Origin of the sequence: Nocardia sp. Root136, assembly GCF_001427185.1 — a bacterium.
In the GTDB taxonomy this organism is placed as follows: domain Bacteria; phylum Actinomycetota; class Actinomycetes; order Mycobacteriales; family Mycobacteriaceae; genus Nocardia; species Nocardia salmonicida.
In genome coordinates, this window is sequence record NZ_LMFE01000013.1 from 17,097 (window position 1) to 37,889 (window position 20,793).

Below are 20,793 nucleotides of genomic sequence, written 5' to 3' on the forward strand. Positions count from 1 at the left end.
CGCGACCCCTAGGGAGCGGCGGCCACGCAGTGGCCGGTCCGCGGCCGGGTCGCCGGTTAGCGCTCGAAGCGCATGCGCCGCAGGCGCGAGTCTCGAGCGCTAACCGGCGGCCCCCAGGGGCCGCGGACACGCGCGCGCCAGCGCGCCAAAGACACAGCGTATCCAGCCTGGGACTACCGAACCTCGATAATCCCTTGCCCCCGGGGATACAGAGCCCCGCCCCTACTTCACCGCGATAAACACCAAAACAGTTCCCCCGATACGGATTACATCCCCATCGGCCAACAACGCACCACTGTCGATCGGCACCTCATTGACATAAACCCCGTTGGCCGAGTGCAGATCCTTGATCAACAACCCAGCCCGGCTGGGCATGATGTGAGCGTGATACCGACTGGCCTTCGGATCATCGAGCACCAACTCGTTGTCCGTCATTCGGCCGATCCGGATCCCCCCGTGCGGAATCGGCAGCGTACGCCCATCGGCAAATCGCAGATTGCCGTTCCGGATCGACTGCGGAACCTCGGTCACAGTCTCGGTCATCGCCGCGGCCACCTGATCAGAACGCCTGGAAGCCAACACATTCAACGGCTCCTGCCGCAGAACCTGCCGCTCCAGCTCGATCAACGCGGCTCCGGGATCGATGCCCAACTCCTCGGCGAGCACACCCCGCACCCGCCGGCAGGCCTCCAACGCATCGGCCTGCCGCCCGGATAGGTACAGCGCGGTGATCAGCTGGCCCCACAGCGGCTCGCGCAGTGGATGTTCGTTGGTCATCGACACCAACTCGCCGATCACCGAAGAAGCGCGCCCGCAGGCGATTTCAGCGTCGACGCGGGCGGAGACAGCGAGTAGCCGCTCCTCGTTCATCGCGGTGGCGAACCCGTCGGCGAACTGCAATCCGGCCAGATCGGCCAGCGCCCGCCCGGTCCATTCCCGCAGTGCCGCACCGAAAAGATTGGCGGCACCGGGGTGGTCGCCCACGTCCAAACACCGCGTACCGGCTTCGCGCGCACTCTCGAACCGGCCGAGATCACAGGCGGTGTCGGGGATTTCGAGCCGATACCCCGCGCCCTCGGTCCGCAACACCTGCGCCGAATCGATCCCCGCGTTGCGCAGTGCCTTGCGAATATTCGACACGAACACCTGCAGGCTGGCGGCGTAGGAATCCGGCGGATCCTCGTTCCACACCATCTCGGCAAGCACAGCAGAAGACACCGCGCGCCGCCGATTGACGGTGAGCGCGGCAAGGAGAGCGCGCGGCTTGGGCCCGCCGACCGCTACCGGCTCGCCGCCGACGAGCAGTCGAACGGGCCCGAGCACACGGACATCAAGACTCATGAGCTCGGGCCCCGTTTGTTGGTGCGAAAATCAGGAACCGCTGACGGAGCGTCCGGCCGACTTCAGGTCGTTGCAGGCCTCGGTCACGCGCTCGGCCATGGAGGCCTCGGCCTTCTTCAGGTAGCTGCGCGGGTCGTAGACCTTCTTGTTGCCGACCTCACCGTCGATCTTCAGCACACCGTCGTAGTTGGCGAACATGTGACCGGCGACCGGGCGGGTGAAGGCGTACTGGGTGTCGGTGTCGACGTTCATCTTCACCACGCCGTAGCGCAGCGAGTCCTCGATCTCGGACTTCAGCGAGCCCGAACCACCGTGGAAGACGAAGTCGAACGGCTGCGCACCGGACTCGAGGCCCAGCTTCTCGGCGGCTACGCGCTGACCCTCGGCCAGCACCTCGGGCTTGAGCACCACGTTGCCCGGCTTGTACACACCGTGCACGTTGCCGAAGGTGGCGGCCAGCAGGTACTGCCCGTTCTCGCCCGCACCGAGCGCCTCGATGGTCTTCTGGAAGTCCTCGGGCGAGGTGTAGAGCTTGTCGTTGATCTCGGCCTCGACGCCGTCTTCCTCGCCGCCGACGACACCGATCTCGACCTCGAGAATGATGTTGGCCGACTGACAGGCCTTCAGCAGTTCCTTGGCGATTTCGAGGTTCTCGTCGATCGGGATGGCCGAGCCGTCCCACATGTGCGACTGGAACAGCGGGTTCTGGCCGTTGTTCACGCGCTCCTGCGAGATCGCGATCAGCGGACGCACGTAGGTGTCCAGCTTGTCCTTGGGGCAGTGATCGGTGTGCAGCGCGATCGTCACGTCGTACTTCGCGGCGATGACGTGCGCGTACTCGGCCAGCGCCACCGCGCCGGTGACCATGTCCTTCACCCCGAGGCCCGAAGCGAATTCGGCGCCACCGGTGGAGAACTGGATGATGCCGTCACTGCCGGCGTCGGCGAAGCCCTTGATGGCGGCGTTGATCGTCTCCGACGAGGTGCAGTTGATAGCCGGGAATGCGAACGAGTGCGCCTTGGCCCGGCCGAGCATCTCGGCGTAGACCTCCGGGGTCGCGATAGGCACAGCAGTGACCTCCGTCTTGTGGGGAGCAAAAACCAATTCTGTCAGGCCACACCCTAAATTAGGAAGGCGAACGCGAGATCACCCGGTGGGCCGAGGTTCACCCGCAGAGCACTCGTGTCACAGATCGGACCGGTACTGTGGGGGCCGTGACTTTGCTGGCGGTATCCGATGCGGTGACGACCAACCTTGCGTTGACCCAGTTGCTGGACCCGATGTATCTACTCCAGGAGACCTGGCTCGCGAACGCGGTGCTGCCCGCCATCCTGGCGATTGTCTTCATCGAGACCGGTTTGCTGTTCCCGTTGCTGCCAGGTGACTCGCTGCTGTTCACCGGCGGCATGCTCGCCGCGCAACCGGGCTCGACCCTCTCGATCTGGGTCCTCGTACCGTTGGTGATTCTCACAGCCTTCCTCGGCGACCAGTGTGCGTATTGGATCGGCCGAAAGATCGGTCCGGCCATCTTCAACAAGGAAGACAGCCGCTTCTTCAAGAAGCACTACGTCACCGAGACGCACGAGTTCTTCGAGAAGCACGGCCCCAAGACCATCATCCTGGCCAGGTTCGTGCCGATCGTGCGCACGTTCATGCCGGTGCTGGCCGGTGTGTCGCAGATGAGCTACCGCAAGTACGTGGCGTTCGACATCGTCGGCGCGGTGCTGTGGGGTGGCGGCGTCACGATCCTGGGCTACTTCCTCGGCAATGTGCCGTTCATCCGCGACCACATCGAGGGAATCTTCCTGCTGATCGTGTTCGTCTCGATCCTGCCCGCGATCATCACGGTCGGTAAGAAGGTGCTCGAGCGCCGCAACGCACCGGCCGCGTCGGCCCAGAGCGGCGAGCTGGCTGCTTCGACGAACGAGACGCACTGATCCCTGTGACCGCAGTACCGTCGACCCTCGCTATGGGCAGCTTCGATCCGCTGATCTCGGCAGGCCCCGCTGTGGTCTGCACGGTGGTGCTCGTTTTCGTCTTTCTCGAATGTGCGTTCATCATCGGGCTGTTCCTGCCCGGTGATTCGATGCTGATCACCGCGGGCATCGTGCTCGCCTCGCATGCCAATGGCGAAGCGCAGGTCTGGGCGTTGTCGGTGGGCACCATGCTCGCGGCGATCGCGGGTAATCAGGTGGGCTATGTCGTCGGGGCGCGTACCGGGCATCGCCTGGTAGCGCGTAAGAACGGCCGCTATATCAACACCAAGAATCTGGCCAAGGTCACCGGTCTGCTCGAACGGCACGGGTTCCTCGCGGTGCTGGTGGCCCGCTGGATTCCGTGGGTGCGCACGCTGTGCCCGATGGTGGCGGGCGCGGCCGGGATGGATCACCGGCGCTACACCGTCGCCAGCACGCTCGGCGCGATCATCTGGGCGCCGGTGCTGTTGTTGATCGGGTATTACGCGGGCGAGTTCCTCGAGCAGGTGCCGTGGCTGATGCCCGTCGTGATCGGCACGCTGATCGTGGGTCTGATCATCGGCACCCTCCTCGGTATCCGGCACTATCGCCAGGAGATGGCGCGGCCGGTCGACGATTACGACCTCGAGCCGAGCATCGCGGGCGACGCCGAGCGCTGAGCTACAGCCCGGCCGCGCTGACCTGGTAGGCCGCTTCCATCAGCATCCAGCCGGCCAGCTGCACGGACAAGTCGCGTTCCGGCACCGCCGAGGCCGTCACCGAACCGCCCGGGGTGAACTTGCCCGCGCCCGCCGTGCCGCCGGGTAGCCGGGCCGGTTTGCACCAGTCGTACCCGAACAGCGGCTCGCCCTCGACCTCGAGCCGATTGGCCCAGGCGGCGGTGGCCGAGGCTTTGACGATGGCAGCGGCGGTGCGCCGATCGGTTTCGGCCTGCTTGCCCTCGCCCGGCAACATCAGGGCGACCACGGCGAGGTAGCGCGCCAGCACGCCGTTGAACAGGCCGCCGTCACCGCCGCCGCCGCCGTTGATCACCAGGCGGGTGGTCATGTGTTCTTCCACCGCGGCCAGCAGTGAACTGACCCGTTCGATGTGACGTTCGTCGTCGTCGGTGTGCACAGCCAGCTCGGCTTCCAGGCCGAGGACGACACCCTGGCAGTAACTGAACACCGGACGTTCGATCTCACCGGAGGGTAGGTGGATGCCGTCGAGGATCAGGCCGGATTCGGAGTCGCGGAGGGTGGCGTCGATCCAGTCGGCTATCTCGCGGGCGCGCTCCACGCGACCGAGGCGCAAGAGGGCGATGCCCGCCGGGCCGTTGGCGGGGGCATTGAAGAAGTCCGATTTGATCCGCCACGGAATGCCGCCGCCGACCTCGGGTTCCCAGGCGCCGTAGAGCTTCTGTTCCAGGGCGAGCAGGCCGCTGCGGGCCGAGGTCAGTTCCTGGGTACGCTCGGCGCGTTCCAGCGCGATGGCCAGCCAGGCCATGTCGTCGTAGTAGCGGTTGGTCCAGCCGGTGAGGTTGCGCAGCCGGATGGCGCGGGCGATCGCGCCGATGCGCCTGCGCCGGGCGGGGGTGGGCACGCGATTGGCGGCGTCGACCGCCACATCGAGCAGGTGGGCCTGCCACCAGTAGTGCCAGCCCGCGAAGCCCCGTTCGCGGCGGGTCGCCGGCCAGCCGACAACACCCAATTCCGTTCCGGGACAACCCCATAGCATTCGCAGATGCCGCGAGATGATCGCGGACTCGGCCATATCGGCACGCTCGGACCACAGCGCCGGGGTGGGCATGGATCCGGCGCGATCAGTGGGCTGGGGGCGCCGGCCGCTGCGCGAGGTCATGGCTCCATGGTGCCAGGTGGTACCGACATTCCGTGCCCATTCCGTTACCAGGCCGCGGACAGGTCGGCGTGTTGACGGATCCAGGCGTGCATGGCGATGCCCGCGGCCACACCGGCGTTGATGCTGCGGGTGGATCCGAACTGGGCGATCGAAACAGTCAGGGCCGCTGCGTCTTTCGCGTCATCACTGACGCCGGGGCCCTCCTGGCCGAACAGCAGCAGGCAGTTGCGCGGCAGATCGGCTGTTTCCAGCGGGACCGCGCCGGGCACATTGTCGACGGCAACAACCGCCAGACCCTCGCGCGTGGCGAATTCACGCAGTTCGGCAAGGTCGCTGTGGTGGACGAGGTGCTGATAGCGATCGGTGACCATGGCGCCGCGGCGGTTCCAGCGCCGCCTGCCGACGATGTGTACCGCCGCCGCGGCGAAGGCATTGGCGGTGCGCACGACGGTGCCGATATTGGCGTCGTGGCCGAAGTTCTCGATGGCCACGTGGAAGGGGAACCGGCGGGCATCGATGTCGGCGACGATCGCCTCGCGGGTCCAGTAGCGGTAGGCGTCGACGACATTGCGGCGGTCGCCTTCGGCCAGCAGTACGGGGTCATATCGGGCGTCGGCGGGGGCGGGAGTGTCGTATTCCTGCTCCCACGGACCGAGGCCGTGCGGGTGCTCGCCCCACTCGGTCGGGCCCGCGACCTCTGGTTCATTCACCCGGCAATGCTAGGTGGGAGCTCAGTAGGTCGAAGAATCGGCCGTCATTACCAGCAGCAGCACCGAACCGGCCACGACGAGGACCGACACACCGAGGACGCAGCTGCCGACGATGCCCATGATGTAGCCGGCGTTGGCCTGCGAGCGGCCACCGATCTGCCCACCGGAGGCATCGATCTCGGCGACGACCTTGCGCCCCTTCACCCAGGCGAACGGGGCACACAGGCCGCACATGGCCAGTCCGAGGACGCCGAGGATGAGGACCGTCGTCGACTCGGGGTGCTCCGGCGGGCGCGGGTAATAGCCCTGGGGCGGATAGCTCATGGACCAAGGGTAATCGCGGCGGCCGCAGGGCGCTTACCCTGGAAGAACACCGACTTCGGGTGGTGAGCGAGATGGATCATGAGCGGGTATCGCGGGCGCTGGTCGGCGTCGTGGCGGGGTATCTGATCGCGCTCGCGGTGTGGCTGGCGTGGTTGGCTCCCCACGCACCGCCGGGGACGCTGCCGTATCAGGTGATGATCATGGTCGGGTTGTTCGGCTCGGCGTGCGGGATCGCGATGGCGTGGGCTTCGATGCCGACGCGGGCGGATCGGCAGCTACGCAAGCACGGGCTGGAGGGGTGGGCGCGGATCGATGGGGTGCATCCGTTGAGTCGGACCGATCACGCGAGTGAACTGACCGAGTTCGATGTGGAGCTCACGGTGCCGGGGGCCGAGAGCTACCACGGGACGATCGTGGTGGATGTGATGCCGGTACACAAGGCGAGAATGGTTGTGGGAGAGACGGTTCCGATTCGGGTGGACCCGCAGGACCGCGATCGGATCATCCTGGTGCTGTGAGCGCGGGTGTGTTCGGGGGCGCGGGCTCGACCGACGGTGCGGGCTCGACCGACGGCACGGGTGCGTTCGACGGCGTGGGTGACGGGAGGCCGACGATCGGGCGGCCGCGGCGGAGAGTGCGCTGCCAGCGGAGGGGGTCGAAGACCGCGGGCTCGGTCTCCTCGATGAAGGAGAGGATCAGTTCGACGAAGCGGGTCGGGTCGAAGTGGTGGGGGAAATGGCCTGCGCCGACGAAGATTTCGATGCGACTGCCGGGGAAGGCTCGGTGGGCGCGATCGGCGTGACCCGACGGGATGACGGTGTCGCGGGTGCCGCCGACGACCAGCGTCGGGAGGTGAGCGGCGAGGTAGCCGCGGTCGAGCATGGTGATGGTCTGGCCGCGACGGTCGGCGGCGGCGCGAATGGTGCGCAGAAAGGCATTGCGGGCGCCGGCGTCGGAGAGGTGGCCGTAGAGGCTGAGCACGTATTCGGCGTCGGGGCCGAGGCCGAGCCCGCCCGCAGCCGTCACCACCGGAATCGCGGCGCGCACGGCGGTGCGGACCGGCCAACTGGTGATCGCCTTCAGCGCTGGGCCCGCGCCTGCCAGCGTCGCGAGCCGGAAAGCGGGATGCACGCCCGCGCCCATCCCCGCCGGGCACACCAGCGCGATCCGCTCCACCTTCTCGGGGAACTGGTAGGCGAACTGCATGGCCACCCCGCCGCCGAGCGAGTGCCCGACGACAGTGATCCGCTCGATCCCGAGGATGCTGAGCAGATCACGCATGCCGTTGGCATAGGCCGCCACGGCGTAGTCGCCACGCGGTTTATCGGAATCACCGTGGCCGAGCAGGTCGGGCGCGATCACGGTGTAGTGCTCGGCCAACGCGTCGAAAACCGGCGCCCAGGTCAGGGAGCTGTCGGTGATGCCGTGGATGAGCAGCAGCGGCGGACCGGTTCCGGCCATCCTGAACGCCCGGCGATACCCGTGCACCTCGATGAACTGCGCTTCCCCGCTCATCTAGGAAGCGTGCGCGCGAGGTGTTGCATCGTGACAACACAGAGGTAAGCGCCGTGTGACGGTGCCCGCTGTGCCACCTCCCGTGTACCCGCGAAATCAGCGGTGCTGGGGCGGCGGCTCCGTGAGCAGGTATTGCGCGGCGGTGTAGGTGGCCAGAATGGCGCCTTCGGTGATCCGGCGGGTGCGATCGTCGCGGGCGAACAGGCGGCGCAGGACGATCAGTCCGTCCGAAATCGTGAACAGCAGGGCGCCGAGACCGTAGCCGCTGCGAGGGTCCGCGTTCGGAATGTTCAGGCCCGCGATGTTTTTCGCATCCGGGGCGAGAGCTGGATCCGAGGCGAGCGTCGCGGCCGTGCCCAACGTCGCGCCGTAGGCGGTGAGCGGGACGACGAGGTTCGGGGCTTTGGCGCGCAGCAGGCCCGCGGCACCGACCCAGGCCACCACTCTGGGTAGGGCGATCTCGGGGCGCGGGCGGGCTCCTCGTTTCCACCACAGCAGGGAGTAGCCGGTTTGCATGACCGCGAACGACGACGCGCCCGCGATGAGGCGGCGGTCGTCGTCGGGATCGAGGAGCAGCACGTCACCCACGGTGGCCGCGGCCAACGAGCCGAGCAGCAACCGACGCTCCGCCGGATCCAGCTCGACGCCGCTGGTCACCGTGTCGGCGGCGAGCAGCGGCATCAGCAGTGGCTTGGCGACCCATTGCAGGCGGTCGCGGCCGGTGACGGCACCGAACACGGTGACCGCCGCCGCCACCAGGTAAGCGACGCGCAGCTTTCGCATGTCAGAAGCTCGGTTCCTTCGGGGCGGGCGGCAGGGTGACGACCTGGCCCGCGTAGCTCAGACCCGCGCCGAAGCCGAGCAGCAGCGCGAGCTGACCACCCTTCGCCTTGCCGGTGACCAGCATTTCCTCGATCGCCAGTGGCACCGAGGCGGCGGAGGTGTTGCCGGTGTTCTCGATGTCGTTGGCGATCGGGACACCCTCGGCCAGGCCGAGGTTCTTCTTCATCAGCTCGTTGATCCGGGCGTTGGCCTGGTGCGGGACGAACACCTCGATGTCCTCCTTGGCCACGCCGGAGGACTCGAGCGCCGCCGAGAGCGCGCGCGGCAGGGTGACCGCGGCCCAGCGGAAGACCTTCGGGCCCTCCATGTGCAGCGACATCCGGCCGACGGCCTCGACCGCCGGATCGGTGCCCTGCAGGGCCTGGGCCTTGTTCATGTACGCCAGGAAATCGACGTCCTGGGCGATGGCTTCGGCGTTCTCGCCGTCGCTGCCCCAGACCGTCGGGGAGATGCCGTTGTCCTCGGCCGGGCCGACGACCACAGCGCCCGCGCCGTCACCGAAGATCATCGCGGTGCCGCGGTCGGTGGGGTCGAGGCCGACGGTCATCGTCTCGGCGCCGATCACCAGCACGTAGTCGAACGAACCGGCACGGATCAGGTCGGCGGCGACACCGAGCCCGTAGCAGAAGCCACCACAGCCGGACGTCAAGTCGAAGGCTGCGACACCGTTGAGCCCTAGGTCGAAGGCCACCGAGGGGGCGCCGTGCGGGGTGAGCTTGAGCCAGCTCGAGGTGCACAGGATGACCGCGCCGATCTTGCTTCGATCGATCGGGGTGTTGTTCAGCGCGCGCTCACCCGCGGCCACGGAGATCGACCGGATCGTCTCGTCGCCACTGATCCAGCGCCGGTTGTGGATACCGGTGCGCTCGAAGATCCAGTCGGGCGTCGAGTCGAGGGTCTCGCACACTTCGGCGTTGGTGACGATGCGCTGCGGACGGTAGGCACCGATCCCGAGCATCGCAACGTTGTCGCGACCTTTGTTTACTGCAATGCTCACCACAGGTGACTCACACGTCCTTCAGACTGTCCGGACAGACCACGTCGTCGTCCGGGTTCGGCGTTGTTCAGGCTATCCCAGGGCAAGATCGTCGAGGCCGAGGATGGATCGATATTCCAACCCCTCCTCAGCGATCACCTGGTCAGCGCCGGTTTCCCGGTCGACGACGGTGGCAACGCCGACCACGATCGCGCCCGCGTCACGCAGCGCGCGCACCGCGGTGAGCGGCGAATTGCCGGTGGTGGTGGTGTCCTCGACGACGAGCACCCGCTTGCCGACGACGTTGGGGCCCTCGATCTGGCGCTGCATGCCGTGCGCCTTGGCGGCCTTGCGGACCACGAAAGCGTCGATCGGACGGCCCGGCGCGTGCATCACAGCCATCGCGACCGGATCGGCGCCCATGGTGAGCCCGCCGACGGCGTCGAAGTCCCAGTCGGCGACGAGCTCGCGCAGCAGGGATCCGATCAGCGGGGCGGCCTGGTGGTGCAGGGTCGCGCGGCGCAGGTCGACGTAGTAGTCGGCCTCCTTGCCCGAGGACAGCGTCACCTTGCCGTGCACGACCGCGAGCTCGCGCACGAGGGTGGCCAGCTGGTCGCGATCGGCCTTCGTGAGCGCCTGACGTGCTTGGTCGATCATCTAAGTCATGTCCTTCCGCGTGCGTTGAAGAGTCCGCGATTCATCCGGGTCACCAGGGTGCGCGGGACGAAGCCCGCAACCGCGGTGAGCACCTTGTACTGCACGCCGGGCACGCTGATCACCCGGCCGGAGTCCAGATCTTGCAAGCACCCGTCGACGACCTGATCGACGTCGAGCCACAGGCGCTTGGGCAGGGAACTCATCTCGATGCCGGCGCGCTCGTGGAACTCGGTGTGCACGAATCCGGGGCACAGCGCTTGGATGCGAACACCGGTGCCCACCAATCCACCCGCCAAACCCTCCGTGAAGGATACGACGTAGGCCTTGGAGGCCGAGTAGGTCGACCCCCGTCCGGGGATCAACCCGGCCACACTCGCCACATTCACGATCGAACCCGCGCCCGCCGCGACCATCGGCGGCAGGGCCGCCCTGGTGAGTTGCAGGACCGAGGTGACGTTGACGTCGAGCTGGGCTTGCAGCTCAGCGGGCTCGAGCGTCCAGAACTCACCCGAATGCGCGAAACCCGCGTTGTTGACGAGGAATTCGATGCCGCTCGCGGCGCGGGCGGCGACGCGGGCGCGGTCGTCGTCGTCGGCCAGGTCGGCGACGAGAACCTCCGACGAGGTGGCGAAACGGCGGGCCAGCTCGTCGGCGAGCTCCCGTAGTCGTTGTTCGTTCCTGGCGACGAGAACCAGGTCGTAGCCGAGGGCCGCGAGGCGGTGGGCGAAGCCCTGCCCGATGCCGGACGTCGGTCCGGTGATCATCGCGACGGGGCGGTGTACGCCGGGCAGGCGCAGAGGACTATCGGTCATCGCAGATCGATTCCGGTCGAGGAGGGTGCCGCGACGACTACCGCGGCAGGTGGATCACTTCGGTACAGGGCCCTGGTACGGGCGGAAACCCGGGTGGAACGGCCCGCCCGGCCGGCCCGGTTCCGCGTCGTCGAGCGGTGGCTCGGTGCGGGGACGCGGCTCGGGGACCACGGCCAGCGACGGGCGCTTGGGCGGTTCGCCGAGCGGGCGGCGTCCGGGTGCGGGCTGGTCTTCGAATTCGGGGTCGTCGAGATCGGGGTCGTAATCGGCGGGCAGTGCGGGGGCACGGCCGCCGATCGGGGCGCGATCGTCGCGCCGTTGGCCGCCGCCGTAGGAGTCGTCGTCCGGGCGGGCGGCAGCGCCGCGCGGGCGCTCGGCGTCGTCGATGCCGGCCGCGGCGCCACGACTGTCGTAGGGCTTGTCGGTCTCGGGCAGGCGTGCCGCCGCGCCTCGGGTGACGTAGGGCTCGTCGTCGGCCTCGAGTTCGTCGGGGCCGGGGAAGCGGGCGCGGCCACGCTCTTCGGCGTCGGCGAATTCGTCACGATCCGAAGCGAATTCGCGCTCGTCGTCGTCTTCGTCGTACTCGGGCCGGAAGCCCGGCGCCAGATTCGCGCTGGAGCGCGGACGGTTGTATTCATTGGGCTCGGCCACCGGCGGCAACACGTGCAGCAGGCCGGACAGACGAAGCACCACGTCGATCGCGGTCTCCCAGTCCTTGGATCCGCTGCCGACGGGCAGCATTCCGAGGGTCCAGTTGCCCTCACTCCACAGCATCTGCACGGTGTCGGACAGCGACTCGATGAAGCCCACCATCCGCTGATCTACCGCGTGGCGCGCGATCTCCGGATCGGTGGCGAACACTACCCGGTCGCCGATGGCGCCGAGCAGTTCCAGATCGTGGTCCTTCGGCGGCGCGGCGGTCTTGAGCCGCATGTCGACGTCGATCTCGGAGCCGATCTGGCGGCGCACGGCCACCAGGGTCGCCGCGTCCTCCAGGTCGAAGAGCACGAACTTCTCGCCCTTGCGAATACCGGAGACCACATCGACCGCCGAGAGGTAGCCGAGCTTGGCCAGCGCGCCACGACGCCACGTCGAGGCGAGGGCGGGCTCCACCGACACGTAGGTGTAGCCCTGGGACTTCGCCCACACCTGTCTCGCGTGTCCGGTGCGCTGCCGCTGGACCCGATCGAAATACAGCAGAACTACCGCACCCACGAGTGCGATCGCTGCTAACCCGAACCACATAGCCGTCATCGTCGCCTAGCCTATCCAGCCGTCGCCGTGATTGCCCGGTAGCACCGGGGATTCGACGCGCGGGTCGCTCATCGGGGGCCGCCCGGCAACGCCGTACTGATGATGATCTTGGCGTGGATCGACCCGTCTGGGTTCTTGTCGCCCTGCACCATAACCATGTCGCCGACGGGAAGCTCGCTCGCCTTCGTGCTGGTCAGCGAGATCACCTGGGTGGCATCGTCGATCAGCACCCGAACGTCGGATCCGCCGAGGGTACTCATGGTGATCTCGGTGCCGGTATTGGCGGTGATGCTGCCCATGGTGGCGCCGAGATCTTCGCCGCCACCGAGGCCGGGCAAACCGGGGAGTCCGCTCGTGCTCGGCGGCGCGCCCGGCGTGGTCTGTTTCAACGTCGGCGGGGCGAACGGTTGCGTGGAGGTCGGTGCCGAAGCGGTGTTGTCGTTCGAGCCGTTGCCGCTCAGCACGAGCCCGGCCAGCACCCCACCGACCGCGATCAACGCCAGCACGCCCAAGCCGAGGGCGATCCACAAACCGGTGTGGCGTTTGGGCGGTTCTTCCTGGTCACCATCCTGCGGACGCGGTGGATAACCCGGTGGCGGCCCGGCGGGATAGCCCTGGTCGTACCCGGGCGGCGGCGCCTGGTAGCCCTGGTCGTAGCCGGGCGGCGCCTGCTGCGGCGGGGGTTGAGCCGCGGGGTAACCACTTTCGTAGGGACCCCATTGCGCGTCGTGCGGCGGCAACGCCTGCGTCGGGTTCGACGGTTGCCCCCACTCGTCGAACGAATTGCCCTTGTACGGCGTGGTCGAGTCGGAGCCCGGCGAACCCAGCCGTTCGGTCGGCGAATCCTCCGGGCGTTGCCCCCACGGATCGTTCGGGTTCGTCATGGGCTCCAGGGTAGGACAGCCCGGCGCGTTTGGGAGGTCCCTACGCACCGGGCTGTGGACAAATCACGAGCTGTGGACAACTTCGCGTTCGACGACGAGCTTGTCGGTGGCGTTGTCCACACTCACTTTGACGGTGTCACCGTCGGCGACCGAACCGGAGAGGAGTTCCTTGGCCAGGCTGTCGCCGATGGCCTGCTGGATCAGCCTGCGCAGCGGTCGCGCGCCGTAGGCCGGGTCGTAGCCGCGCACGGCGAGCCACTGCTTGGCCTCCTCGCTGACATCGAGGGTCAACCTGCGCTGCGAGAGCCGTTTCTGCAGCTGACGCAGGTTGATGTCGACGATCGATTCCAGCTGCTTCGCGTCGAGCGCGTGGAACATCACCACATCGTCGAGCCGGTTGATGAACTCCGGCTTGAACGCGCGGCGCACCGCCTCCATCACCTGATCGTGGTCACCACCGGCGCCGAGATTGGAGGTGAGGATCAGGATCGTGTTGCGGAAGTCGACCGTGCGACCCTGGCTGTCGGTGAGCCTGCCTTCGTCGAGAACTTGCAACAAAATGTCGAAGACGTCCGGGTGCGCCTTCTCGATCTCGTCGAACAGCACCACCGAGTACGGCCGCCTACGCACCGCTTCGGTGAGCTGGCCGCCCTGGTCGTAGCCGACATATCCGGGCGGCGCGCCGACGAGGCGGGCCACCGAGTGCTTCTCGCTGTACTCGCTCATGTCGATACGCACCATGGCGCGCTCGTCGGCGAACAGGAAGTCCGCCAGCGATTTCGCCAGCTCGGTCTTGCCGACGCCGGTCGGTCCGACGAACAGGAACGAGCCCGTCGGCCGGTTCGGATCGGCGACACCGGCGCGCGCCCGGCGCACCGCGTCGGAGACCGCCTGCACTGCCTCTTCCTGCCCGACGACGCGCCCCGCTACCTCGGTTTCCATCCGCAGCAGCTTGGCGGTCTCGCCTTCGAGCATCCGGCCGACCGGCACCCCGGTCCACGCCGAGACGACATCGGCGATGTCGTCGGGAGTCACCTCCTCGTTGAGCATCACCTCACCGTCGGACGCTGCGGCACTGGCCTTTTCGGCGTCGGCGAGCTCCTTCTCCAGGTCGGGAATGCGCTTGTACCGCAGCTCGGCGACCTTGCCGAGATCACCGTCGCGCTCTGCCCGCTCCGACTCCCCACGCAGCGCCTCCAACTGCTCCTTGAGCCCGCGCGCCGAATCGAGGGCGTTCTTCTCGTTCTGCCAGCGGGTGGTGAGCTGGCTGAGCTTCTCGCGGTCGTCGGCCAATTCCTGGCGCAGCTTCTCCAGCCGCTGCTTGGACGCGGCGTCGGTCTCCTTCTCGAGCGCCACCTCTTCGATCTCGAGGCGCCGCACCGCCCGCTCGATCTCGTCGATCTCGACGGGACGCGAGTCGATTTCCATCCGCAGGCGCGACGCCGACTCGTCGATCAGGTCGATCGCCTTGTCGGGCAGGAATCGCGAGGTGATGTAGCGGTCCGACAGCGTCGCGGCCGCCACCAGCGCGGAATCGGTGATCCGCACGCCGTGGTGCACCTCGTAGCGTTCCTTGATGCCGCGCAGGATGCCGATGGTGTCGGCCACCGACGGCTCGCCGACCAGCACCTGCTGGAATCGCCGTTCGAGCGCCGCGTCCTTCTCGATGTACTTGCGGTACTCGTCGAGGGTGGTCGCGCCGACCAGCCGCAGCTCGCCGCGGGCCAGCAGCGGCTTGATCATGTTGCCCGCGTCCATCGCCGAGTCGCCGGTCCCGCCCGCGCCGACGATGGTGTGCAGTTCGTCGATGAAGGTGATGATCTCGCCCGCGCTGTTCTTGATGTCGTCGAGCACGGCCTTGAGCCGCTCCTCGAACTCACCGCGATACTTCGCGCCCGCCACCATCGCACCGAGGTCGAGGGAGACAACCTTCTTGTTGCGCAACGACTCCGGCACATCGCCTTCGATGATGCGTCGCGCCAGACCTTCGACGATGGCGGTCTTGCCGACGCCCGGTTCGCCGATGAGCACGGGGTTGTTCTTGGTGCGCCTGCTCAGCACCTGCACCACGCGCCGAATCTCGGTGTCGCGCCCGATCACCGGGTCGAGTTTGCCCGCGCGGGCCAGGTCGGTGAGGTCTGTGGAGTACTTCTCCAACGCCTGGTAGCTGGCTTCCGGATCGGCACTGGTGACCCGGCCGCTGCCGCCGCGGACAGCGGTGAACGCGTCGCGCAGGGCCTCCGGGGTGGCGCCGTGCTTGCGCAGCAGCTGAGCGACATCCGAAGCGCCTTCAGCCAACCCGACCAGCAGGTTCTCGGTGGAGACGAACTCGTCGCCGAGCTCGGTGGCGAGCTGCTGGGCGGCGGTCATCGCGGCCAGTACCTCACGGCCCAGCTGTGGTTTGGTGGTGGCGCCGGTGGCAGACGGCAGACGGTCGACGAGGGCACCTGCCTCACGTTCGACTGTCGCCGGATCGACTCCGATGGCTTTGAGCAACGGTGCGGCGATGCCGTCGGTTTGATCCAGCAACGCCACCAGCAAGTGTGCCGGACGGATCTCCGGATTGCCCGCCGCCGCGGCGGCCTGAAGGGCGGCGGTGAAGGCCGCCTGCGTCTTGGTGGTGGGATTGAACGAGTCCACGAATCTCCCTTGTGTGTGTCCGATATCGACTAGTTCAACGCTCACAAAGTTGAGTCTGTTCCGCTCAACTCTAAAAACTTTCAGTGGACTTCGGATCCGCGCTTCACGCTACGCTGCGACACCACCGAAGACGACCAATCACTGCATGTCGGACGGCTATCCGCCTAGGATTGCGATGCCCGGCTCACCCCCGATGCGAGGAGTTCACCCCCATGCGCGCGATCGTGGTTCAGAAGTTCGGCGCCACACCCGAGCTCGCCGATGTACCGGTCCCCGCCGCGGGGCCCGGTGAGGTTCAAGTGGCGCTCGACGCGGCCGGGGTCAACCCGTTCGACCTGAAGATGGCCGACGGCATCCTGAAGGGCAAGATGCCCACCGACTTCCCGATGATCCTCGGCGTCGACGGCGCGGGCACCGTCTCGGCGATCGGCGCCGGCGTCACCAAGTTCAAGATCGGCGACAAAGTGGTCGGCAAATTCCTGACCGCGCCCGCGGGACACGGCAGCTGGGCGCAGTACGCCACTGTCCCCGAGGACGCGACCCTCGTCCCGATCCCCGACGGCGTCACCACGGTGGCAGCGGCGGCGCTGCCGGTCGCCGGCGTGACAGCCCAGGATCTGGTCGACGCCGCGCACATCCGACCCGGCCAAACGGTGCTGATCGTCGGCGCGACGGGCGGTGTCGGGTCGTTCCTCGTTCAGCTGGCCAATATCGCGGGCGCCCACGTCATCGCGACCGCCCGAGGCGATGCCGCCGACCAGGTCGCGCGCCTCGGCGCCGCCGAAACCGTCGACTACACCCAGGCCCGCCCCGCCGACCCGAATTTCGTAGACCCGGACCCGGCCTCCCGCCAGGACTCGAACGTCACCGACGCCGTCCGCTTCACCCACCCCGACGGCATCGACGTCCTGTTCGACTTGATCAGCTCAGCAGGCGATTTCGCCTCCCACGCCACCCTCGTCCGCCGCGGCGGGCACGCCTACTCGACGACCTGGGCGGCCGACGAAGCCGGCCTGCGCGACCGCGACATCACCGGGGGAAACTTCGAATCCAAAGGCCGCTCACCGGAATTGAGCCGCCTGCTGTCCCGCGTCGCCGCCGGCGATGTGGTCGTCCCGGTGCAGATGACAGTCCCGCTGGAGGCCGCTCCCGCCGTCCTCGGCCAGGGCAGTGCACGCGGAAAGACAGTCCTCGCCATCTGATCCAAGCTCTCGACGACTGACACCGGATGTCGGATGTCGGTCGGGCCACACCATGAGGAGCGCCCAGGGGTGCCGGTGTCGTAACCATCCCTGCCCGGTTCGCTGGATCGGACCGACCTCACCGCGGACGTCACGTTCGACGAATTGGTGCGAACGATGAGCATCGACGTGCAGATGAGCTGGCCCACAGCACAATAGCCATACCCTCGCTGATGAGACATAGGGCACAATAAGGATCCGAAGCCTGAACTCGTGCGTCCAATACTTCGACAGCACCGTTGCCGAAGTTGGGATGCGCAGATGAGTTCGATCAAGGCCGATCCGGATGCGCTGCGCGGTACGCAGACCTCGTTCGATTCGGTCGCGTCGACTCTGTCGGCGGCGCTGACCACGTTGACCGCTGCGTTGGCGGCCGAGGGCGAGTGCTGGGGTGGCGACGAGATCGGGCAGGCCTTCGCGGGTAACTACACGCCGGGCGTGGAGCAGGGTAAGACCTCGGTCGGCAATCTCGCGACGTCGATGACGCAGCTCGGCGCGAACATGGTGACTGTCGCGGACAAGCTGGTCGAGCAGGACACGGCCCGTGCGGCCCAGTTGAAGCAGTCGACGGGTTCGTAGTTCGTGGGCATCGAGATCCCGGACTCCCTGCAGTGGGTCGCGAAATACATTCTCGGGGCGGGTGATTGGCCCGACGGCGACGAGACCGCAATGCGGCGCCTCGCTGATGCGTGGACTGCCACCGCGAACACTCTCAACACCGTTGACGAGGACGCGGCACGGGCCTTGAATTCGGCGTTGACCGCCTTGTCCGAGGGCGAGACGCACGATGCGATCGCGGCCTATCGCGACAAGCTCCTTGCCGGTGACGAGGCTGCGTTCACCGCGATTCGCAAGTGGTGTGAGAAGCAGGCCGAGTTACTCGAAGACGGCGCCAACGATATCGAGCACACCAAGCTGGTAATCATCGGGACGATGATCGTGGCGGCTGTCGAAATCGGTATCGCGTTGGCGACGGCATGGACCGGGGTCGGTGCGGCGGCGGGTGTGGCCGCTCGTGTCGCGGCTCAAGTCGCGGTGAAGATCGCGATGAAACAGTTGCTCACCCGGATGATCGCGCGCGGTATCGCCAAGGCGGCATCTCGTGCCGCGCTGCGCGGTGCGGCGTTCGAAGCGCTGGAAGAGGGCGGGATCGACGCGCTCGCCCGTACCATCCAGGTCGCCAAGGGTGATCGGTCGATGGACAACTTCGGTTGGTCCGACCTGGGTTTGGCAACTTTCGGTGGCGCGGTCGGTGGTGCTGTCGGTGGGTCCCTCGGCGACAAACTCGGCGGGGTCGGTGACAACGTCACCTCCGAGCTCGGGAAGATGGCAGCCAAGTCCGCGGCAGGTGCGGCGACCGAACTCGGTGCGGATCTGTCGGCGCAGGTCGCGTCGGCAAGTGCGGCGTCGTTGCTGATGGGGCAGGATTTCAAACTCGATATCGGGGTCGATACGTTCACCAGTGCTGGTGCTGGCGGAGTGCAGAGTGGGTTGGAATCCAGTCTGCACGGCAATGGGAACTCGGCGGCGCCGACGGTTCCCGGGTTGGGCGATACGGGTTCGCCGACCAGCCCTGCCAGTACGGGAGATCCGGGTTCGTCGAACGGTGATTCGCCCGGATCGACGGGCACTCCCGGTTCCACCGCGCCGGCATCCGCGGGCACGCCGTCAACGCCCAATGGGGACAACGCGACCCAACCTTCCGGTACCGGTTCGCCCTCCTCGCCTGGTGACAGCTCGCCATCGAGCGGCAGTCCTGGCGATGGGAGTCCTACTGGAGCGGGCACACCATCCGGTGATGGTTCGCCCAATTCGGGTTCACCGAGCCCCGTGTCACCGGGCGATACTTCACCGAGTTCCAGCTCGCCCAGCGACAACTCACCCAGCCCCAGCTCCCCCGGGGACAGTTCGCCGAGTTCCGGTTCGCCTGGCGACAGCTCGCCTGGTCCGAACGCGCCCGGGGACAGTTCACCCAGCCCCAGCCCCAGCCCCAGCCCCAGCTCGCCCGGCGACAGTTCACCCGGTCCGAGCGTTCCGAGCGACAACTCGCCGAGCACCAACTCACCTGGCGACAGTTCGCCGAGTTCCAGCTCGCCCAGCACCAACTCACCTAGCGACAGCGCACCCAGCGACAGCGCACCTGGAGAGACTTCCCCTGGCCCGACACCGCCCGCCGACAACGGAAACCCTTCCAGCACAGGATCGCCCGACTCGTCGAGCAATCCCGGTCCGGCGACGGGCAGCCCCTCATCGCCCGCCGACACCAGCACGCCCTCGTCACCGAGCAACACCGGGAATCCGACCGGATCCCCCAACGGCACAACTCCGGCCACCCCAGTCGAGACTCCGGGCCCCACCAATCAGCCCAGCTCACCAGCACCTGGTTCCTCGCTCGACCTCCCACCGGTCGATACCCCCGCCACCACGCAGTCGCCCACCACCGGCGACCAGACACCGACGACCAGCAACCCGACTGCGACCACATCGGCCACGCCCGGAATTTCGCCGCAACCAGGCACCCCGAACACCGCCACACCAACAACACCGACCCCGAGCGTTCAATCCCCCGGTGACACCACCCGCCAGCCGCAACAAACAGACCCGACGACAACCAGCGCGGCGACTACAGCCACAGCACCCAGCACGACCCCCACCGCCACCCCGACCACGACAACACCTCCCAACTCGACGCCGTCGACCCCGCCCATCAGCGCACCGATCACCCCGGGCGCTAACCAATCGCCGACATCGAACATTCCCCAACAATCCACAACCACCAGGCCGGCGACCCCCACCGCCCAGCCGTCAGCCGCCCAGCCGACAACCCCGAACCATCCCGGGTTATCGACAGGCCGCACACCGCCGAGCACCCCGCCGTCCACCACGCATCCGGCGACACCGAGCACTCCCCACTCATCCACAGGCAGCAACCCGACGACTGACACAGCACCGCCGCCTCCCGCGGCACGCCCGAGCTCTCCGCCAATCGGCCACACCCCTGCTGCACCGAACACAGTCCCGAAGTCGGTCCCCGCATCGAATCGTCAGAACGGCGACGTTCCCTCTGCGACAACAGATCAGCCGGCCGGACGAGCTGATCCAGCAACTCCCACCGATACGACCCCCTCAACGGACCCTCTGTCGTCCACCGAGACCGCACCGGCATCGAACCCCACGCCGACAACCATCACTCCGCCTACCGACCCACTTCTCACCTCTCAATCGCCCGAAGTCGCGAACCAGGCCCGACAAGCCCGCGAATCCCTACGCTCCATCACTCCCGCCAATAATCAAGCTCTCCAAGTCAGCCCACCCACCGGACGCCCCTACCAAGCCGCCGACTACCCCGACACCTTCGCCCAACCAGTCCGAGTCGTACGCCTCACCGTCTCTGTAACAGGCTCTCCCACCACCCCTCCCACCACCATCGACACCGTCGCCGACAACGCCCAAACAGCCACGGATCTCGCTTTCAACCAAGGTCACCAATTCCCCCTCGGCGACTGGCTCATGGTCGACGTAGTCCCCACCACCGACCCATCGACGGCCGACCTCACCATCAACGCGGACACCACCCCCACCCTCACCGACCTCGCCAACACAGTCCGCACCAACCTGGGCCTCCCCCCACGAGACAACCCCACCCTCACCCCCGACGACATGCATCGCCTCGGCTCCGACATCTCCCGAGCCGACCTCGCCCGCACCACAATCCCCTCCTGGGCAGACCGACACGCGTCCCCCACAACCCAGGTCGACAGCACCATATCCGCCACCCCCG

20 protein-coding genes and 1 pseudogene are annotated in these 20,793 nt (G+C 67.3%); 6 read left to right on the forward strand and 15 right to left on the reverse strand.

The window, feature by feature from the left end; all coding sequences use genetic code 11:
* Positions 1 to 222: 222 nt before the first annotated feature.
* Both ASD42_RS30780 and fbaA read right to left on the reverse strand, forming a co-directional pair.
* Positions 223 to 1,341 (reverse strand): BTAD domain-containing putative transcriptional regulator, encoded by a 1,119-nt coding sequence (locus ASD42_RS30780; RefSeq protein ID WP_056823376.1) that lies wholly within the window; start codon positions 1,339 to 1,341, stop codon positions 223 to 225.
* 30 nt (positions 1,342 to 1,371) lie between these two features.
* Entirely contained in the window at positions 1,372 to 2,409 is a 1,038-nt protein-coding gene (fbaA, locus tag ASD42_RS30785; protein ID WP_056823378.1) for a class II fructose-bisphosphate aldolase, read from the reverse strand.
* 212 nt (positions 2,410 to 2,621) lie between these two features.
* Between fbaA and ASD42_RS30790 the strand changes: the two genes are divergently transcribed.
* Together ASD42_RS30790 and ASD42_RS30795 are read left to right on the forward strand one after the other, a co-directional pair.
* On the forward strand, positions 2,622 to 3,278 hold the full coding sequence (locus ASD42_RS30790) for a DedA family protein (RefSeq protein WP_056824144.1): 657 nt from the start codon (positions 2,622 to 2,624) through the stop codon (positions 3,276 to 3,278).
* A 32-nt stretch (positions 3,279 to 3,310) separates the two neighbouring features.
* Complete coding sequence (locus ASD42_RS30795; protein WP_056823381.1) at positions 3,311 to 3,976, forward strand: DedA family protein; 666 nt, start codon at positions 3,311 to 3,313, stop codon at positions 3,974 to 3,976.
* A 1-nt stretch (position 3,977) separates the two neighbouring features.
* Here ASD42_RS30795 and ASD42_RS30800 read toward each other — a convergent pair whose 3' ends face one another.
* The 3 genes from ASD42_RS30800 to ASD42_RS30810 all read right to left on the reverse strand — a co-directional run bounded on the left by ASD42_RS30800 (position 3,978) and on the right by ASD42_RS30810 (position 6,190).
* Positions 3,978 to 5,105 carry a glycoside hydrolase family 76 protein gene (locus tag ASD42_RS30800; RefSeq protein ID WP_056824148.1) on the reverse strand — a complete coding sequence of 376 codons (1,128 nt, stop codon included), beginning with the start codon at positions 5,103 to 5,105 and terminating at the stop codon, positions 3,978 to 3,980.
* A gap of 95 nt (positions 5,106 to 5,200) precedes the next feature.
* Positions 5,201 to 5,866: a TrmH family RNA methyltransferase gene (locus ASD42_RS30805; RefSeq protein WP_056823384.1), complete on the reverse strand. Its 666-nt coding sequence runs from the start codon at positions 5,864 to 5,866 to the stop codon at positions 5,201 to 5,203.
* A gap of 21 nt (positions 5,867 to 5,887) precedes the next feature.
* On the reverse strand, positions 5,888 to 6,190 hold the full coding sequence (locus tag ASD42_RS30810; RefSeq protein ID WP_056823388.1) for a hypothetical protein: 303 nt from the start codon (positions 6,188 to 6,190) through the stop codon (positions 5,888 to 5,890).
* A 71-nt stretch (positions 6,191 to 6,261) separates the two neighbouring features.
* Between ASD42_RS30810 and ASD42_RS30815 the strand changes: the two genes are divergently transcribed.
* Positions 6,262 to 6,708: a hypothetical protein gene (locus ASD42_RS30815; RefSeq protein ID WP_056823391.1), complete on the forward strand. Its 447-nt coding sequence runs from the start codon at positions 6,262 to 6,264 to the stop codon at positions 6,706 to 6,708.
* On the opposite strand, the gene ASD42_RS30820 is transcribed toward ASD42_RS30815, so the two are convergent.
* From ASD42_RS30820 to clpB, 8 genes are all read right to left on the reverse strand, one after another.
* Positions 6,692 to 7,705, reverse strand: a complete 1,014-nt coding sequence (locus ASD42_RS30820) for an alpha/beta fold hydrolase (protein ID WP_056823394.1) — start codon at positions 7,703 to 7,705, stop codon at positions 6,692 to 6,694. The genes ASD42_RS30815 and ASD42_RS30820 overlap by 17 nt on opposite strands.
* 96 nt (positions 7,706 to 7,801) lie before the next feature.
* Positions 7,802 to 8,488 (reverse strand): lysoplasmalogenase, encoded by a 687-nt coding sequence (locus ASD42_RS30825; RefSeq protein WP_056823398.1) that lies wholly within the window; start codon positions 8,486 to 8,488, stop codon positions 7,802 to 7,804.
* Position 8,489: 1 nt separating this feature from the next.
* Positions 8,490 to 9,548 (reverse strand): beta-ketoacyl-ACP synthase 3, encoded by a 1,059-nt coding sequence (locus tag ASD42_RS30830; protein ID WP_056823401.1) that lies wholly within the window; start codon positions 9,546 to 9,548, stop codon positions 8,490 to 8,492.
* 69 nt (positions 9,549 to 9,617) lie between these two features.
* Complete coding sequence (gene pyrE / locus ASD42_RS30835) at positions 9,618 to 10,181, reverse strand: orotate phosphoribosyltransferase (protein ID WP_056823404.1); 564 nt, start codon at positions 10,179 to 10,181, stop codon at positions 9,618 to 9,620.
* Between the two features lie 5 nt (positions 10,182 to 10,186).
* Entirely contained in the window at positions 10,187 to 10,993 is an 807-nt protein-coding gene (locus ASD42_RS30840; RefSeq protein WP_056823407.1) for an SDR family NAD(P)-dependent oxidoreductase, read from the reverse strand.
* A 54-nt stretch (positions 10,994 to 11,047) separates the two neighbouring features.
* Positions 11,048 to 12,247 carry a hypothetical protein gene (locus tag ASD42_RS34680; RefSeq protein ID WP_174552016.1) on the reverse strand — a complete coding sequence of 400 codons (1,200 nt, stop codon included), beginning with the start codon at positions 12,245 to 12,247 and terminating at the stop codon, positions 11,048 to 11,050.
* A gap of 68 nt (positions 12,248 to 12,315) precedes the next feature.
* A complete protein-coding gene (locus ASD42_RS30850) occupies positions 12,316 to 13,131 on the reverse strand; it encodes a DUF5666 domain-containing protein (protein WP_056823416.1) in 816 nt (271 codons plus the stop codon).
* A 63-nt stretch (positions 13,132 to 13,194) separates the two neighbouring features.
* Positions 13,195 to 15,771: an ATP-dependent chaperone ClpB gene (gene clpB, locus ASD42_RS30855; protein WP_056823419.1), complete on the reverse strand. Its 2,577-nt coding sequence runs from the start codon at positions 15,769 to 15,771 to the stop codon at positions 13,195 to 13,197.
* A gap of 212 nt (positions 15,772 to 15,983) precedes the next feature.
* Here clpB and ASD42_RS30860 point away from each other — a divergent pair, with 212 nt between their 5' ends.
* The 3 genes and pseudogenes from ASD42_RS30860 to ASD42_RS35930 form a co-directional block, all read left to right on the forward strand.
* On the forward strand, positions 15,984 to 16,973 hold the full coding sequence (locus tag ASD42_RS30860) for an NADP-dependent oxidoreductase (RefSeq protein ID WP_056823422.1): 990 nt from the start codon (positions 15,984 to 15,986) through the stop codon (positions 16,971 to 16,973).
* A 300-nt stretch (positions 16,974 to 17,273) separates the two neighbouring features.
* The gene (locus ASD42_RS30865) at positions 17,274 to 17,591 is read left to right on the forward strand and encodes a WXG100 family type VII secretion target (RefSeq protein WP_056823425.1); all 318 of its coding nucleotides are present in this window, start codon (positions 17,274 to 17,276) and stop codon (positions 17,589 to 17,591) included.
* Positions 17,592 to 17,594: 3 nt separating this feature from the next.
* Positions 17,595 to 17,990, forward strand: a pseudogene (locus ASD42_RS35930) (WXG100-like domain-containing protein); the annotation flags it as partial.
* Here the strand turns inward: ASD42_RS35930 and ASD42_RS34685 are convergent.
* Entirely contained in the window at positions 17,889 to 18,521 is a 633-nt protein-coding gene (locus ASD42_RS34685) for a hypothetical protein (RefSeq protein ID WP_156677646.1), read from the reverse strand. The pseudogene ASD42_RS35930 and the gene ASD42_RS34685 overlap by 102 nt on opposite strands.
* A 1,049-nt stretch (positions 18,522 to 19,570) precedes the next feature.
* Positions 19,571 to 19,918 (reverse strand): hypothetical protein, encoded by a 348-nt coding sequence (locus tag ASD42_RS30875; protein WP_156677647.1) that lies wholly within the window; start codon positions 19,916 to 19,918, stop codon positions 19,571 to 19,573.
* Between the last annotated feature and the right edge of the window lie 875 nt (positions 19,919 to 20,793).